Origin of the sequence: Halobacterium jilantaiense, assembly GCF_900110535.1 — an archaeon.
Taxonomy (GTDB): Archaea; Halobacteriota; Halobacteria; order Halobacteriales; family Halobacteriaceae; genus Halobacterium; species Halobacterium jilantaiense.
Window position 1 is genome coordinate 1037992 of the sequence record NZ_FOJA01000001.1, and the last position, 13394, is coordinate 1051385.

At 70.0% G+C, this 13394-nt stretch carries 16 protein-coding genes; 9 read left to right on the top strand and 7 right to left on the bottom strand.

Annotation, left to right across the window (positions count from 1 at the left end):
• Nucleotides 1-127: 127 nt before the first annotated feature.
• Nucleotides 128-598: a plastocyanin/azurin family copper-binding protein gene (locus BMW35_RS05345; RefSeq protein WP_245708139.1), complete on the top strand. Its 471-nt coding sequence runs from the start codon at nt 128-130 to the stop codon at nt 596-598.
• Here the strand turns inward: BMW35_RS05345 and BMW35_RS05350 are convergent.
• The gene (locus tag BMW35_RS05350) at nt 595-1965 is read right to left on the bottom strand and encodes a geranylgeranyl reductase family protein (protein WP_089668346.1); all 1371 of its coding nucleotides are present in this window, start codon (nt 1963-1965) and stop codon (nt 595-597) included. The two genes, BMW35_RS05345 and BMW35_RS05350, sit on opposite strands and share 4 nt — an antisense overlap.
• Nucleotides 1966-2088: 123 nt before the next feature.
• On the opposite strand from BMW35_RS05350, the gene BMW35_RS05355 reads away from it, so the two are divergent.
• Nucleotides 2089-2415 carry a 2Fe-2S iron-sulfur cluster-binding protein gene (locus BMW35_RS05355; RefSeq protein WP_089668347.1) on the top strand — a complete coding sequence of 109 codons (327 nt, stop codon included), beginning with the start codon at nt 2089-2091 and terminating at the stop codon, nt 2413-2415.
• Nucleotides 2416-2429: 14 nt separating this feature from the next.
• Here the strand turns inward: BMW35_RS05355 and BMW35_RS05360 are convergent, their stop codons facing one another.
• The gene (locus BMW35_RS05360) at nt 2430-3554 is read right to left on the bottom strand and encodes an MBL fold metallo-hydrolase (protein ID WP_089668348.1); all 1125 of its coding nucleotides are present in this window, start codon (nt 3552-3554) and stop codon (nt 2430-2432) included.
• Between the two features lie 59 nt (nt 3555-3613).
• Between BMW35_RS05360 and BMW35_RS05365 the strand changes: the two genes are divergently transcribed.
• From BMW35_RS05365 to BMW35_RS05375, 3 genes are read left to right on the top strand one after another with little or no spacing between them, the layout of a single operon-like run.
• Nucleotides 3614-4237 (top strand): rubrerythrin family protein, encoded by a 624-nt coding sequence (locus BMW35_RS05365; RefSeq protein ID WP_089668349.1) that lies wholly within the window; start codon nt 3614-3616, stop codon nt 4235-4237.
• Nucleotides 4234-4656 (top strand): hypothetical protein, encoded by a 423-nt coding sequence (locus BMW35_RS05370; RefSeq protein ID WP_143052156.1) that lies wholly within the window; start codon nt 4234-4236, stop codon nt 4654-4656. The genes BMW35_RS05365 and BMW35_RS05370 overlap by 4 nt, the downstream gene beginning before the upstream one ends.
• 15 nt (nt 4657-4671) lie before the next feature.
• Nucleotides 4672-5568 carry a hypothetical protein gene (locus tag BMW35_RS05375; protein WP_089668351.1) on the top strand — a complete coding sequence of 299 codons (897 nt, stop codon included), beginning with the start codon at nt 4672-4674 and terminating at the stop codon, nt 5566-5568.
• A 4-nt stretch (nt 5569-5572) separates the two neighbouring features.
• Here the strand turns inward: BMW35_RS05375 and BMW35_RS05380 are convergent, their stop codons facing one another.
• From BMW35_RS05380 to BMW35_RS05390, 3 genes are all read right to left on the bottom strand, one after another.
• Complete coding sequence (locus tag BMW35_RS05380) at nt 5573-6529, bottom strand: acetamidase/formamidase family protein (RefSeq protein ID WP_089668352.1); 957 nt, start codon at nt 6527-6529, stop codon at nt 5573-5575.
• Nucleotides 6530-6602: 73 nt separating this feature from the next.
• Nucleotides 6603-7841, bottom strand: coding sequence for a mandelate racemase/muconate lactonizing enzyme family protein (locus tag BMW35_RS05385; protein ID WP_089668353.1), 1239 nt, complete (start codon nt 7839-7841; stop codon nt 6603-6605).
• A 38-nt stretch (nt 7842-7879) separates the two neighbouring features.
• On the bottom strand, nt 7880-8794 hold the full coding sequence (locus BMW35_RS05390) for a dihydrodipicolinate synthase family protein (protein ID WP_089668354.1): 915 nt from the start codon (nt 8792-8794) through the stop codon (nt 7880-7882).
• A 100-nt stretch (nt 8795-8894) separates the two neighbouring features.
• Here BMW35_RS05390 and BMW35_RS05395 point away from each other — a divergent pair, with 100 nt between their 5' ends.
• Entirely contained in the window at nt 8895-9161 is a 267-nt protein-coding gene (locus BMW35_RS05395) for a ubiquitin family protein (RefSeq protein WP_089668355.1), read from the top strand.
• Here the strand turns inward: BMW35_RS05395 and BMW35_RS05400 are convergent.
• Complete coding sequence (locus BMW35_RS05400; protein ID WP_089668356.1) at nt 9158-10366, bottom strand: HAD family hydrolase; 1209 nt, start codon at nt 10364-10366, stop codon at nt 9158-9160. The genes BMW35_RS05395 and BMW35_RS05400 overlap by 4 nt on opposite strands.
• 99 nt (nt 10367-10465) lie before the next feature.
• Here BMW35_RS05400 and BMW35_RS05405 point away from each other — a divergent pair, with 99 nt between their 5' ends.
• Genes BMW35_RS05405 through BMW35_RS05415 form a run of 3 tightly spaced genes read left to right on the top strand, consistent with a single transcriptional unit; the run spans nt 10466 to nt 12627 of the window.
• Nucleotides 10466-11536, top strand: a complete 1071-nt coding sequence (locus BMW35_RS05405) for a glucose 1-dehydrogenase (protein ID WP_089668357.1) — start codon at nt 10466-10468, stop codon at nt 11534-11536.
• Nucleotides 11533-12180 carry a transcriptional regulator GfcR gene (gene gfcR, locus BMW35_RS05410; protein ID WP_089668358.1) on the top strand — a complete coding sequence of 216 codons (648 nt, stop codon included), beginning with the start codon at nt 11533-11535 and terminating at the stop codon, nt 12178-12180. Before BMW35_RS05405 ends, gfcR begins: the two co-directional genes overlap by 4 nt.
• A 36-nt stretch (nt 12181-12216) precedes the next feature.
• A complete protein-coding gene (locus BMW35_RS05415) occupies nt 12217-12627 on the top strand; it encodes a glutaredoxin family protein (RefSeq protein ID WP_089668359.1) in 411 nt (136 codons plus the stop codon).
• Here BMW35_RS05415 and BMW35_RS05420 read toward each other — a convergent pair.
• Entirely contained in the window at nt 12624-13346 is a 723-nt protein-coding gene (locus BMW35_RS05420; protein ID WP_089668360.1) for a DUF47 domain-containing protein, read from the bottom strand. The genes BMW35_RS05415 and BMW35_RS05420 overlap by 4 nt on opposite strands.
• Nucleotides 13347-13394 lie beyond the last annotated feature (48 nt).

Genomic DNA, 13394 nt, shown 5'->3' on the forward strand with positions numbered 1-13394 from the left:
AGTCAGCGAACGACTGTGCATGGACGACGGCACCACCCGACGCGGCTTCTTCGCCGGCGTCGCGGGCGCGGGCGGGCTCGCAGCGGCGGACAGCGCCGCCGGCCAGGAGTAGACGACCACCGTCGACATGACCGACAGCCTCGTCTTCGACCCGGAGGAGGTCACCGTTCAGGTCGGCACAGAAGTCGTCTGGGAGAACGTCGGGTCGGTCGGCCACTCTGTCACGGCCTACGCGGACGAGCTTCCCGACGGCGCGGAGTACTGGGCGTCCGGCGGCTTCGGCGACGAGTCGTCGGCCCGGAGCGCCTACCCCAGCCGGGGCGACGTGCCCGGCGGCGAGAGCTACAGTCACACCTTCGAGACGACGGGCACGCACGGCTACTTCTGCATCCCCCACGAGTCCGTCGGGATGGTCGGCGAAGTCGTCGTCACTGAGGACCCGCCACCGGAGGACACCGGCTTCGAGACGCTCGTGCCGAACAGCGCGCAGACCCTCGTCGCCACGCTCACCGCCGCGCTCACCGCGATTCTGGCGCTCGGCTGGGCGTTCATGAAGTACGGCGGCGACTACCGAGAAGGCAGCGGCGGCGAATCCTAGTACTTCGCGTCGGCTCCCGTGACCTCGTAAACGTCGGTCATGATGTCGTCCCGGCGGTCCTGCCAGGTCGGCAGGCCCTCGGGCGAACTCGGGTAGTCTTGGTAGTGCTCCAGCAGGCGGTCGGCCTGCTGTTTCGCGCGGTAGAAGTCCGCAATCTCGGACCAGTAGCCGAAGGACTTCAGCGCGGTCACGAGCTTTAGCTTGAGGCCGAACTCGGTGGAGCCGTCGTAGAGGGCTTCGGCGAGCTTCTGGCCGGGGAGCGCGGCGAGCAGCCCCATCAGGTCGTCGACATCGATGGCGGTGGCCATGATGTTGTAGACGTCGAGGGCGGCGTACCGCGCGCCGAAGTGGTCCATGACCTGCTCGTTGTACTCCCAGAGCATCGACTCGGAGGCGTCGCCGGTCTCGATGGCGCGAATCGCGCGCTCGCCGGCGTACTTCCCGGCGTACGCAGCGCCCGCGATACCGCCGCCCGTCGTCGGGTTCACGTGCCCGGCTGCGTCACCGACGGCGACGAACCCGGGCGCGGTCGCGGAGTCGTAGGGGCGTCGGGTCGGCAGCGCGGCACCGAGCTTGTCCTTGACTTCGGCTCCCTCGAACTCGGGTCGCTGCTGGAGGTCGGCTTTCAGGTCGTCGACGAGCTGCATCGGCTCCTCGTTCATCTGGAAGCCCAGCCCGGCGTTGATCTCGGTGTCGGTGCGCGGGAAGTACCAGAGGTAGCCAGCGGCGCGGTCGGTCGGTTTGAAGACGAGCGCGTCGTCCCACTCCACCGGCTCCGGTACCTCGACGATTTCGCGGTACGCCGAACAGAACTGGGAGTACGAGACGTTCGTGTCGAAGGTGGCGTCGGCCACGTCGACCTTGTCCTGGAGGACGGACAGCGAGCCGGCGGCGTCCACCACCACGTCGCCGGTGAACTCGTGGACGCGACCGTCGCGCTTGCCTTTCACGCCGGTGACGCGTCCGCTGTCGTCCTGCTGGACGTCCTGCACGACGACGTCGTAGCAGAAGTCGACGCCCGCCCGCTCGGCACCCTCGATGACGCAGCGGCCGTACTCCCAGCGGTCGATGACCGCGAGTTCGCCCGGGACGGGGATGTCGAGGACGGTGTCCTCGCGCGGAATCTCGAAGCGGCCGTGGTCGACGCCCGTGTTGGTGAACGCTGGTTCGAGCTGGGACTTCGGGATGACCTCCGGGAAGTTGTCGGCACCCTTGAGCGCGTCACCGCACGCGATGTGGCCGGCTTCCTCCTCGGTCTTCCGCTCGACGATGGCGACGTCGTACCCCGCGTCGGCGACCGTCGCAGCCGTGTAGCAGCCGGACGTCCCGGCACCGACGACGACGACGTCGTACTCGTGGGTGGGCATACCCCCGAGTTGCCGCCCGCGAGGAAAACTCTTTATGAGACCGCTCGGCTCGCCGGAATCCGTCGGCGACGCGGGGACACGGGGGTGGAAAGCGTTTTGTCGGCGCTCGTGCAAGCCGCTGGCATGACCGAGTACACCGTGGAGTTCGCCGGCACCGGCGAGACCATCGAGGTGTCGGACACCGAGACCATCCTGAAGGCGTGCCTGCGCGAGGGCGTCGCACAGGAGTACTCCTGCCGGGTGGGGATGTGTCTCGCGTGCTCCGCGAAGATAGAGGACGGCGACGTGGTCCAGCCCGCGGCCCGCGGCCTCACCGACGAGGAGGCCGAGGAGTACGCGCTCACCTGCATGGCGCGCCCGCAGAGCGACCTCGTGCTCGACCGCGGAAAGTATCCGCCGAGCATCGAGGAGGACGCCGCCGCGGGCCACGCGGCCGCCGACGACGACTGACGCCTCGCTCCCGCTTACTGCACGGCCGACACCGCGCAGTTGTTCGGCCCGCGCTCCAGTTCCAGCGTCTCCTCGGCCACCGGTTCTCGGCCGAGGTTCACCGCCACGATCCGCTCGTAGTTCGCGGGCCGCGGCGGCAGGTCCGTCGTGACGCGGTCGACGAACGCCTCGCGGTCCAGCGAGCGCAGCGACAGCCCAGCACGCACTTCGCCGAGCGAGCGCGCGAAGCCGCCATCCGGACCGTCCCGGGTCGTCGACGGTTCGACGTGCCCCGGCAGAACCCGGTTGTCGTCGTCCCCGTCGAGCAGCCGCTGGAGCGTGTCGTACTGCTCGCCCGCCAGTTCGCGGGCGGCGTCCTCGGCTTCGAGGTCTGGACGGCCGACGCTGTCGAGGAACAGGCAGTCCGCCGTCAGCAGGTCGCCGCCCCACGCGAGCACGGCCTGCTCGGTGGTGTGGCCGGGCGCGTGCTCGACCGCCAGTGCGCGCTCGTCGACCGGGAGCGTGTCCCCGTCGCCGACCAGCGTGGCGTCGTAGTCCAGCCCGCGGTCGGTCGCGCCCGCGGGGAGGACGCGCTCGGCACCCGTCGCGTCGGCGAGCGCCCGAACCCCCGAGACGTGGTCGGCGTGGACGTGCGTGTCGACGGCGTACTCGACGGAGACGCCGCGGTCCTCGGCCGCAGCGACGTACTCGTCGACGGCGGCAGCCAGCGGGTCGACGACCGCCGCCTCGCCGCCGTCGGCGAGGAGGTAGGAGAGACAGCCCGACGAGGGCCGCTCGAACTGGACGACGCCGCCGAGGTCGTGGGCGACGACGAGGTCGCCCCAGGCCGCCATCCCGCCGTTCAGATTCACCGCGTCGACGCCCTCGCCTCGGAGGTCCTCGGCGACCTCCGCACTGGCCTCGCCGACCCCGCAGACCACGACGACCGGCTCGCCGAGGTCGTCCGGCACGAGGTCGGCTGCGTCGCCGGTCACGCCCGCGGCCACGAACTCCATGTAGGGGACGTGGCGGGCGGTGACGCCGGGGCCGTCGACGTGCCAGGCGTCGAACTCGTCGCGGTCCCGGACGTCGAGAACGCTCGCGCCGCCCTCGCGGATGCGGTCGTGGAGTTCGCGGGCGGAGATGGCTGGCGTGCTCATACGCTCCGCTTGGACGCCCGGGGCCAAAAGCTCACGTCAGCCGGCGACCAAGGCGAGGTATGGACGCCGACAGCTTCCGGGACGCGGTCGTGACGGCGACGCAGACCGAACTCGACCGCCTCGGTTCCTCGAAACGTCTCGTGGCCGTGACGGGTGCCGACCTCTCGCCGGAGACCGTCCTCGAACGCGCCGCCGCGAGCGAGGCCGCCGCGGCCGAGACGTTCTGGGCGCTCGCCGACGCCAGCGAGGGCGACGCCGCCGAGACGTTCGAGACGCTCGCCGAGACCGAGTGCGACCACTACGACCGCGTCGTCGACGACCTCGGCGAGGACGTGGACGCAGACGCGGGGGCCGTCCACGAGTTCCTCCGCGAGCAGGGCGACGCCGTCTCGCGGGCCGGCGCGACCGTGGGCCGCGGACTCGTCGCCGACCGCACGCTCGCGCAGTTCGTCGGCTTCTTCGTGAACGACGCCGACGAGGCGCGCGCCGACCTGTTCCGGGACCTGCGACGCGACACCGAAGACGACACCGACGAGGCAGTCGCCTTGCTCGCGTCACTCTGCGAGACCGAGGCGGACTGGGAGCGCGCCGAGGCCGCCGCTACCGCGGCCGTCGACGCCGTCTACGAGGAGTACGTCGCCGCACTGAACGAGATGGGCGTCGACGCGAAGTCGGTCTGTTGACCCGCCACAGTGCGTCCGTGCGCGACGAGGACGGCTGGTTGGCGGTGACTCGCCGGGTCGTGGACCGGTGGTTCGCGCTCGGTCCGACATTCTACCCGCTAGTGCTGGCGGTGCAGGCGGTCGGCGTCGAGTCACCGGCAGCGATCTGGGTCGCGCTTGCCGTCGTGGCCGTCGCGGCCGTGACGCTGGTCGCGTTCGGTCCGGCGCACGAAAGCGACGAGGCGTGGTGGTTCGGCCTCTCGACGGCGGTCGCGTTCTGGGCGCTCGCCGTCGCAATCGAGCGCGGGCTGGGCTACCCGGTCACCAGCCAACTCGGGCCGATACTCGCGGTGTGGGCGGCTTCCCTGACGGTCGCGTTCGGCGTGGTCGTGCGCCGCCGCGGCCGCCGCACCCGGGCACAAGACACTTTTCGGCGGTGAGCGAACAGCCGTGGCGTGAAGCGACGTGCCCTCCTCGCAGCCGCCGGCGGCGGTGTCGCCGCCGCGCTCGCCGGCTGCGTCGAAACCGATTCCACACCCGGTGGCGTCGGACCGACACCGGAACGCCAGACGCCCCCGGCCAGTGAGACGACTTTCGACGGTACGCTGGCCAGCGAGCTGGCGCGCCGCGAGGTTCCCGAACCGCCGGACGCAGTCACCCCGGAGTCGGCCCGCGAGTTCGTGCGGGCCTACGAACGCGCCGTCCTCTACAACGATCTCGTTGAGTACGCCGACAAGCGGGGCGAGCCAGTGCAGACCGAAGTCAGACCGATACGCACCGACGTCGTCGCCGACTTCCGGAACGGCGAGGATGGAAGTCCCGGTGGTGGCTTGCTGGTCGTCAGCGACGGGTCGGCGCGCGCCCGACGCGACAGCGGCGGGTACACGGTCCACCGCGCGCTGGTCGTACACTACCTCGCCGACAGCGTCCACCGTCCCCGGCAGTACACCGCCTACCAGTGCGTGCCGCCAGCACTCGGTGACGACGCCGAGCGCGACCCGGCAGACGCGGCGTCGCTGCAGGTCTACGACTTCGCCGACGACGACCACGAGGTCAGTGTCGCCGTCCACGAGCAGGACGGCGGCGACCGAGTGTTCTTCGCCAGGTACGACCCGTCTGACCTCCGGCTCGTCGTCCAGCCCGGTGTGGTCGCGTCGGCGGGCGAGTACGAGGTTTCGGTCGCGCGGCAGTCCGGCGCGCTGGCGGACGTGGCCTGGAAACCCCAGCCGGAAACGCCGTCCTGGGGCGGTCTGACCGTCGTCTTGCTCCCGGGCGGTCGCCTGTTCGCCGCCGTCCTCGACCCCGACGTGCCGGCGTCGTTCGACGGCGGGCTCTGCGGCCGAGCCTACTGACTGGCTACGGGAAGATGCTCTCTGGGACGTAGGCGGTGACCGTCCAGTTCGGCGCGTCGACGACCTGACTGACTTTGAGGTCGACGATGGCCGAGCAGAGGATGTACGCCTCGCCGCGGGTGAGGTCGCGCTCCTCGCTGAGGTGGGTGATCATGTGCCGGATGGCCGACTTCGTCGCGTCCATCAGGTCGTCCTCGATGCCGGTCGTTGCGTACATCGGTTCGTCCGCGCCGCTGGCGGTGTAGGGGTGGTCGGACTCGAACTCCGGCTGCTCGATGTTCACGTCCGTCCGGACCTCGAAGCGTGCGGTGACATCCATCGGTGCCTCGATGCCCGTCACGCAGACCTCGCCGTCGCCCTGTCCGGCGTGGCAGTCCCCGGTGGAGAACAGCGCGCCCTCGCACTCGACGGGGAGGTAGACCGTCGACCCCTCGGTGAGGTGTTTCACGTCCATGTTCCCGCCGACATCGCGGGGCGGGAGGGTGTCGTGTTCGCCGTCCTCGGCGGGCGCGTTCCCGATGGTGCCCGGGAACGGGTCCAGGGGGACCTCGATGCCGTTCACGAAGTGTCCGACGTCGCCGTCGAGGTCCCAGGCGTGGTAGCCGGGCTCCTCGAAGTCCTCCGGTAGCAGCCCGAGGCCCATGTCGCCCGGCATGAAGCCCGTGTACCCCCAGCCGTGGTGTTCGAGTTCCAGCAACTCGACTTCGAGAACGTCGCCGGGCTCGGCCCCGTCGACGTACACCGGGCCCGTGAGCGGGTGGACTGGGTCGAAGCTCACGTCCCCGAACTCCTCGTCCGTCGTGTCCATGTCGACCTGCCCGTCGACCGCGTCCCGGCACTCGAATTCCACCACGTCCCCGGATTCGACCGTGAGAACGGGGTCGAGAGAGTTGTCCCACGCGTGGTGGACGTTCTCGTCGTCGTCGCTCAGCTCGTAGTCCGGACTGACATCTGTTGACATACGTCGAACAGTACCGACGGGGGCAACATAAAGCCGGACCCGGTTCAATCCGGGTCGTCGGTGTATCTCCGGGTCAGGCCTCGTCGAAGAGCGTCTCGCCGTCGACCATGTGTTCCTCGACGGCGTCCATGTCCAGCGTGATGCCGAGGCCGGGCTGTTCCGGAATCTCGATGTAACCGTCCTCGATGACGTCCTCCTCCACGAGGTCCGACCACCAGTCGAGTTCGTAGCTGTGGTACTCGACGGCCAGGGAGTTCGGGATGGCCGCGCCGACGTGCGCGCTCGCCATCGTCGCTACCGGCGAGGAGACGTTGTGCATCGCGACCGGGACGTAGTACTGGTTCGCCACGTCCGCGACCTTCCGAGTCTCCCGCATCCCGCCGACCTTCGGCAGGTCGGGCGCGACGATGTCCACGGCCTGATTCTCTATCAGGCGGCGCTCCTCGGTCACTCTGTACCGGTTCTCGCCGACCGCAATCGGGGTCGTCGTGGACTTCGTGACCGCCTCCTGCACCTCCAGATTCTCCGGGGGCACGGGGTCTTCGAGCCACCAAACGTCGTACTCCTCCAGTTCGCTCGCGAGGCGTTTCGCTGAGCCGCCGGAGAACGTCCAGTGGCAGTCGAAGGCGACGTCCGCGCGGTCTCTGACTCGCTCCGTGACCGCCTCAACGATGTCGACCTTGTGCCGAATCTCGCCCGGTCGCAGGTGGCGGTTCGCGCGGTCCTTCTCCAGCCCCGACGGCACGTCGAGGTCGAACTTGAGGGCGTCGTATCCCAGCTCTTCGACGACGCGTTCGGCCTCGTCCGCACACGCCTCGGGGTCGGCCTCCGCTTCGGTGTGGCAGTCACAGTACACCCGCACCTCGTCGCGGTACTTCCCGCCGAGCAACTGGTAGGCGGGGACACCGAGTACCTTCCCGGCGAGGTCGTGCAGCGCGACCTCGATGCCGGAGATGGCAGTCACAGTGATGCCTTCGACGGAGCCCTCGCCGCTCATCTTCTGGACGAGGTGCTCGAACAGCCGGTCGATGTCGAGGGGGTTCTCGCCGACGACGAACGGCTTCATGCGCTCGATTAGCTCGGGGACACCCGCGCCCCAGTAGGCTTCGCCGGTGCCGACGACGCCCGCGTCGGTGTAGACGCGGACGAGCGTCCACGGGAAGTTCCCGTCGACCATCGTCGTCTGGACGTCCGTGATTTCGAGGTCGCGGGGCGCGGGCCGGTCGCCGTCGACGCCCATCGTCCCGGCGGAGAGCTCCCGCATCGTGTACTCCGCGTTCGGGTCGTGGAGGTCAGCGTAGTTCTTCGTCATGGCTGAATGTTCACTCGGTTCGGTGTAAATCTATGCCTTCACAGCAGGTCGAGGTCGGCGAGGTCGGCTTCGAGCGCGGCGCGCTGCTCGGCGTCCATCCCGCGCAGCGGCGAGCGCAGCGGCCCCGCGTAGAACCCCTGCAGGTCGAGTGCGGTCTTCACGCCCGCCATGTACGGGCCGCGCTTGAGCGCCGACCGGACGTCGTAGACGGTGCTCTGGAGGGATTTCGCGCGAGCCACGTCGCCGTCGTCGTAGGCCTCGTAGAGGTCGACGACCAGTTCCGGAAAGGCGTTGGCGACGGCAGACACCATCCCCGCGCAGCCGAGGTCCAGTCCGGGCGCGAGCAGCGAGTCCGAGCCCGCGAGGAACGTCAACTCGGGGTGGGCGTCGATGGCCTGCCCGAGCCACGGCACGTCCTTCGAGGAGTCCTTGAGCCCCGCGAGGTTGTCGATGGCGGCCAGTTCGTCCAGTGTCTGCAGGGAGAGCGCGTTGCCGGTCTTCGATGGGATGTGGTAGACGTACACCGGGCAGTCGACGGCGTCGGCGACCTCGCGGTAGTGCCGGACTGCGGCCTCGCCGTCGAGGGGGTAGTAGTACGGCGTCACGACGACGACGCCGTCCGCGCCGACCGACTCGGCGTGCTCGGCGTGCGCGACCGTCTGCCGGGTGGCGGGCGCGCCGACCCCGGCGATGACGGGCACGTCGCCGCCGACCTCGTCGACGACGGCCTCAACCACCTGGTCGCGCTCGCCGGGCGTCAGCAGCGGGAACTCGCCGTTCGTGCCGAGCGGGAAGACGCCGTGAGCGCCGCCGTCGACGACGTACCGGGCGTGTTCGGCGGTCGTCTCCGCGTCCAGACTCCCGTCCTCGTCGAAGGCCGTGACCGTCGGTGGGACGACGCCGTGGAGGTCCAGCGGGTCGTCGCTTCCGGGTGCGGGCGCGTGCGTGGGCATGGCTGGTGGGTCGCCCGCCGCGAGGATAAACGCGGGGATTCCACGACAACTATTCCGGAACTGAGTAAACTTTTAGTCAGTAGGGTCGCTGGAGTGTACCATGGACGTCGAGGTGAAGCTCACCGGCACGCTCGCCGCCCGCACGGGCACCCACCGCGCCCGCGTCGGCGTCGGGCCGAACGCCACCGTCGCGGACGTCGTGGACGCGCTCGTCGAACAGTTCGGGCCGCAGGTCCGGTCGGGCGTCCTCGTCGGCTCCCGACTCCGCACGGACACGGTCGTCGTCCGGGAGTCCCCGGACGCGGAGACGCTGTCTGCGGGGAGCACCGTCCGCGACGGTGACACGGTGCGCTTCAAGCTCGCCTAGGCGAGTCGTTCGAGCGCCCACACTGTTCTGAGGACTTCGTCGGCCGCGCCCTCGTCGAACACGAGGTCGTCCGTCGACTGGACGTGGTCGAGCACGCGACCGGAGGCGTGCTCGGGCGCTGCGGCGACGCCGGCGTCGTGTTCGTGGACGTACTCCATGACGCGCAGGTCGCTCTTCGAGTCGCCCATCACGAGCGCGAACGGGTCGTCGACGTCGAGCACGTCGAGGGCGGCCTCGACGCCGACGACCTTGTTGAGTTCGCGGGACGCGATTTCGGCGGCGTCGGCCTCGTAGTACGCTACGTCGACGCGGTCGAGCGTCGCCCGGAGGTCGTCGGAGACGGCGTCCGGGTTCCCGGCAGCCACGCCCTCGGAGTCGAGGACGCCAGCGATCTCGGGGTCCGCGTCGGCGTAGTACGCGCGGACCGCCTCCGCGTCCGCGTCGAGGCAGTCAGCGAGCAAGTCCAGCAGGTGGACGAGCGCGTCGTCGATGAGGCCACGGGCGCGCTCGCTGCCGGTCTCGTAGTTCGGTTTGAGGGTGACGTTGAACTCGTTGCCCTGGAGGTGGCAGCCGCGCCGGACGTCGTCGGGCGCGGACGGCAGCACGCGGGAGCGCACCTCGTCGAAGACGCTCCGGACGGACTCGTCGAGGTCCTCGTACAGCAGCTGTTTCGTGTCGGGGCCGTGGCCGGGCGTGAACACGCCGGTCCCGGCCTCGTAGACGACCGAGAGGTCCCCCGAGTGGACGAGTTCGTTCCCGAGGCCCTGGCTCAAGAAGCCCTTGACGTTCTCCAGGGTCTGGCCGGTGCAGATGACGATGGGGATGCCCGCCTCGTGGAACTCCGTGAGCAGGTGCAGGGTCGCCCGCGGAATCTCGTTGTCCGTGCTGCCCGCGGAGCGCAGCGTCTCGTCGACGTCGAGCACGAGGACGTTCACCGCGCGGTCGTACTTCCCGAGGAGGTCGAGCGCGGTGAACGCCTGGTCGCGGGTGGCGCGCGCGGCGACCGCGGCGAACGCCGGGTCGTCGGGGAACGCCGCCCGAATCTCGTCTTTGCGGTCGGCGAGCTCTTCGCTGGCGGACTCCCAGTACTCCAGCGCGACCCGGGAGTCGACCGGCGGGAAGAGGTCCACGAAGTCCTGGTGGGCGCGGAGGGCGTCGGCGTCGAAGTCGTCGTAGAGCGCGTACAGCCGGTCGTGGCGCTGCATACCGACTCCTGGGTCGGGACGCACTTCAATACCCCAGGCGTGACAGAAACTTACTCGGAGTAGAATGAATTTTTGTACGTGGGGCGTGGAGGACGAGGCATGGACGCGATTGTCGTGACGCGGGACGACCGACAGCCGCGGGTCGTCGACCGGCCGCGGCCCGAGCCCGGACCCGGAGAGGCGCTCGTGCGCACGCTGCGCGTGGGCGTCGACGGCACCGACCACGAGGTCGTCGCCGGCGACCACGGCGGCTTCCCCGACGGTTCGGACGAGCTCGTGCTCGGCCACGAGGCGGTCGGCGTGGTCGCCGACGCGAACGGCACCGGCCTCACGAAAGGGCAGGTCGTCGTACCGACCGTCCGGCGGCCCCGGGGCGAGCCGTCGTCGGCGTTCGAGCGCGGCGAAGCCGACATGGCCGCCCCCGGCGACTACGTCGAGCGCGGCATCGACGGCGCGCACGGCTTCATGGCCGAGTACTTCACGAGTCCCGCCGACTGCCTCGTCCCGGTCCCAGACGACCTCGCAGACCGGGGGTTCCTCGTCGAACCCATCTCCATCACGGAGAAAGCACTCGAACTCGCGTTCGCGTCGCGGTCCGCCTTCGACTGGCAGCCCGAGACCGCGCTCGTGCTCGGGAACGGGTCGCTCGGGCTGCTGACGCTCGGGATGCTCGACCAGCGTGCGGACTTCGAGTCGCTGTACTGTCTCGGCCGCCGGGACCGCCCCGACCCCACCATCGACATCGTCGAGGAACTCGGCGCGACGTACGTCGACTCCCGGGAGACGCCGGTCGGCGAGATTCCCGACGCCCACGAGCCCGCAGACCTCGTCTACGAGGCGACCGGGCACGCCAGACACGCCTTCGAGACCGTCGAGGCGCTCGCGCCGAACGGCGTCGGCGCGCTGCTCGGCGTACCCGCCGGCGACTGGCGCTTCGAGGTCGCCGGCAGCGACATCCACCGGCAGCTCGTCCTCCAGAACAAGGCGCTGGTCGGGAGCGTGAACTCGAACGCCGGCCACTTCGCGGCCGCCGTCGACACGCTCGCCGCCCTGCCGGACTGGCTCCTCGACGACGTGGTGACGAGCGTCCACGACCTCGGCGACGTTCAGGCAGCGTTCCGCGACGACGAAACGACCATAAAAACGGCGCTGCAATTTCACTCCCAATGAAGAACGTGGACGACCTCATCGACGACGCGGCGGAGCTCGCCGCCCGCGGCCTCTCCCGCGGCGAGATTGCCGACGAACTCAACGTCTCCCGCGAGACCGCGTCCTGGCTCGTGGACCGCGCCGACACCGCCGCCTCCGTCGACTCCGACGACCGCGACGGTGGCGACGACGACGGACCGCAGGACGTCCACGTGGACTGGAGCAACATCGGCGAAGCCGGCGCGCGCCTCTCCGCCATCGGCGTCGCGCTCGCGGACGCCCTGCGGGACCACAGCCACGACGTCGACCTCGTCGTCGGCATCGAGAAGGCCGGCGTCCCGCTCGCGACGGCCGTCTCGAACGAACTGAAGACCGACCTCGCCACCTACACGCCCCGCAAGCACCAGTGGGAGGAAGGCGACATGGCGGACCTCGGCGGGAGCTTCTCCCGGAACTTCGCGCAGGTCGACGGCCGCGAGTGCTTCGTCGTCGACGACACCGTCACGTCGGGCACGACCATGACCGAGGCCGTCGACGCCGTCCGCGAGGCGAACGGCACCCCGGTCGCCTGCGGCGTGCTCGCCGACAAGCAGGGCCTCGGCGACGTTGACGGCGTCCCCATCGAGGCGCTGCTGCAGGTCATCCGCGTCGGCAGCGACGACTGACGCAAAGCCTTTCCTCGCCGTTCCCCAAGTCGAGGTATGGCATTCGACCCCCTCGACTCCTCGATGGACCAGGAGGCCGTCGACGACATCGTCGACGCCGCCATCGAGAACAACGACGTCGTGCTGTTCATGAAGGGGACGCCCGCCGCGCCCCAGTGTGGGTTCTCCGAGCGCGCCATCCGGCTGGTCTCGGAGCACCGGCCGGACGTCCACACCGTCGACGTGCTCCAGAGCACCGAGGAGTTCCGGACCGCCCTCGAACGCCACAGCGGCTGGGAGACCACCCCGCAGGCGTTCGTCGAGGGCGAGTTCGTCGGCGGCAGCGACATCCTCGCGGAACTCGACGAGCGCGGCGACCTCGCCGACGAACTCAACGCCGACGACGTCGACCCGGACGAGGTCGGCGGAGACGACGACCTCGACGCTGACGTCGACGCCCCCTTCTAGCGGCCGCCCGCGGCGGGGGCCACCTCGATGCCGACCTCCGAGCCGCTGACTCGCACGACGCAGTCCGTCACGTCCTCCATCGCGTCCACGACGCCGTCGAGCAGCCACGCCTGCTCTCGGTACACCACGGGGTAGGCGTCCTCGTGGTCGCTGAACGCCGCCGACACCGCCTCGTTCCGGTGCCGGTCGCAGTCGCTCTCGGCGGCCCGCACGCGCTCGACGGCGTCCGTGATGTCGACGCCGGCGTCCGGCGACCGGATGACGCCGAGGTAGCTCGTGACGACCGCCCGCATCGCCGCGAACGCCTCGCACGCCCGCTCCCCCATCGCCTCGAAGGCGTCGAGGAGGACAGGTATCCGCGGCGGCGCGGTCGCGGCGAGGTCCTCGGCGAACCGCTCGGCGGCGTTCGCCACCTCGTCGAGGCTCTGGTACAGCTCGATGGTCTGCCCGGCGTGGAGGTGAACGTGCGTCAGCTGGATGCCGAGGTCTCTGACGTCGGCGTTCGCGACTAGCGCCGTCACGGCCCGCACCGACTCGTCGCAGTCGCTCTCCAGTCGGCGCACGCGCTCCACGACCGCTTCGAACGCCTCGTCGTCGCCGGCGGCGTACGCCGCGACGACCCGGGGAAGCAGGCGAACGCAGTTCTCCAGCTGGTCAAGGTACGCGTCCGTCGCCGACACCAGCCGCTCCTCGAAGGTCGCGTCAGTCTGGTCGGGCATCGTCCGCTCCCTCGCCAGCAGACAGCAAGGCGCTTGCTATGAGGGGTA

Coding starts and splice junctions, on each gene's coding strand:
- BMW35_RS05345 (WP_245708139.1), top strand. CDS start 128: ATGACCGACAGCCTCGTCTTCGACCCGGAGGAGGTCACCGTTCAGGTC.
- BMW35_RS05350 (WP_089668346.1), bottom strand. CDS start 1,965: ATGCCCACCCACGAGTACGACGTCGTCGTCGTCGGTGCCGGGACGTCC.
- BMW35_RS05355 (WP_089668347.1), top strand. CDS start 2,089: ATGACCGAGTACACCGTGGAGTTCGCCGGCACCGGCGAGACCATCGAG.
- BMW35_RS05360 (WP_089668348.1), bottom strand. CDS start 3,554: ATGAGCACGCCAGCCATCTCCGCCCGCGAACTCCACGACCGCATCCGC.
- BMW35_RS05365 (WP_089668349.1), top strand. CDS start 3,614: ATGGACGCCGACAGCTTCCGGGACGCGGTCGTGACGGCGACGCAGACC.
- BMW35_RS05380 (WP_089668352.1), bottom strand. CDS start 6,529: ATGTCAACAGATGTCAGTCCGGACTACGAGCTGAGCGACGACGACGAG.
- BMW35_RS05385 (WP_089668353.1), bottom strand. CDS start 7,841: ATGACGAAGAACTACGCTGACCTCCACGACCCGAACGCGGAGTACACG.
- BMW35_RS05390 (WP_089668354.1), bottom strand. CDS start 8,794: ATGCCCACGCACGCGCCCGCACCCGGAAGCGACGACCCGCTGGACCTC.
- BMW35_RS05395 (WP_089668355.1), top strand. CDS start 8,895: ATGGACGTCGAGGTGAAGCTCACCGGCACGCTCGCCGCCCGCACGGGC.
- BMW35_RS05400 (WP_089668356.1), bottom strand. CDS start 10,366: ATGCAGCGCCACGACCGGCTGTACGCGCTCTACGACGACTTCGACGCC.
- BMW35_RS05405 (WP_089668357.1), top strand. CDS start 10,466: ATGGACGCGATTGTCGTGACGCGGGACGACCGACAGCCGCGGGTCGTC.
- gfcR (WP_089668358.1), top strand. CDS start 11,533: ATGAAGAACGTGGACGACCTCATCGACGACGCGGCGGAGCTCGCCGCC.
- BMW35_RS05415 (WP_089668359.1), top strand. CDS start 12,217: ATGGCATTCGACCCCCTCGACTCCTCGATGGACCAGGAGGCCGTCGAC.
- BMW35_RS05420 (WP_089668360.1), bottom strand. CDS start 13,346: ATGCCCGACCAGACTGACGCGACCTTCGAGGAGCGGCTGGTGTCGGCG.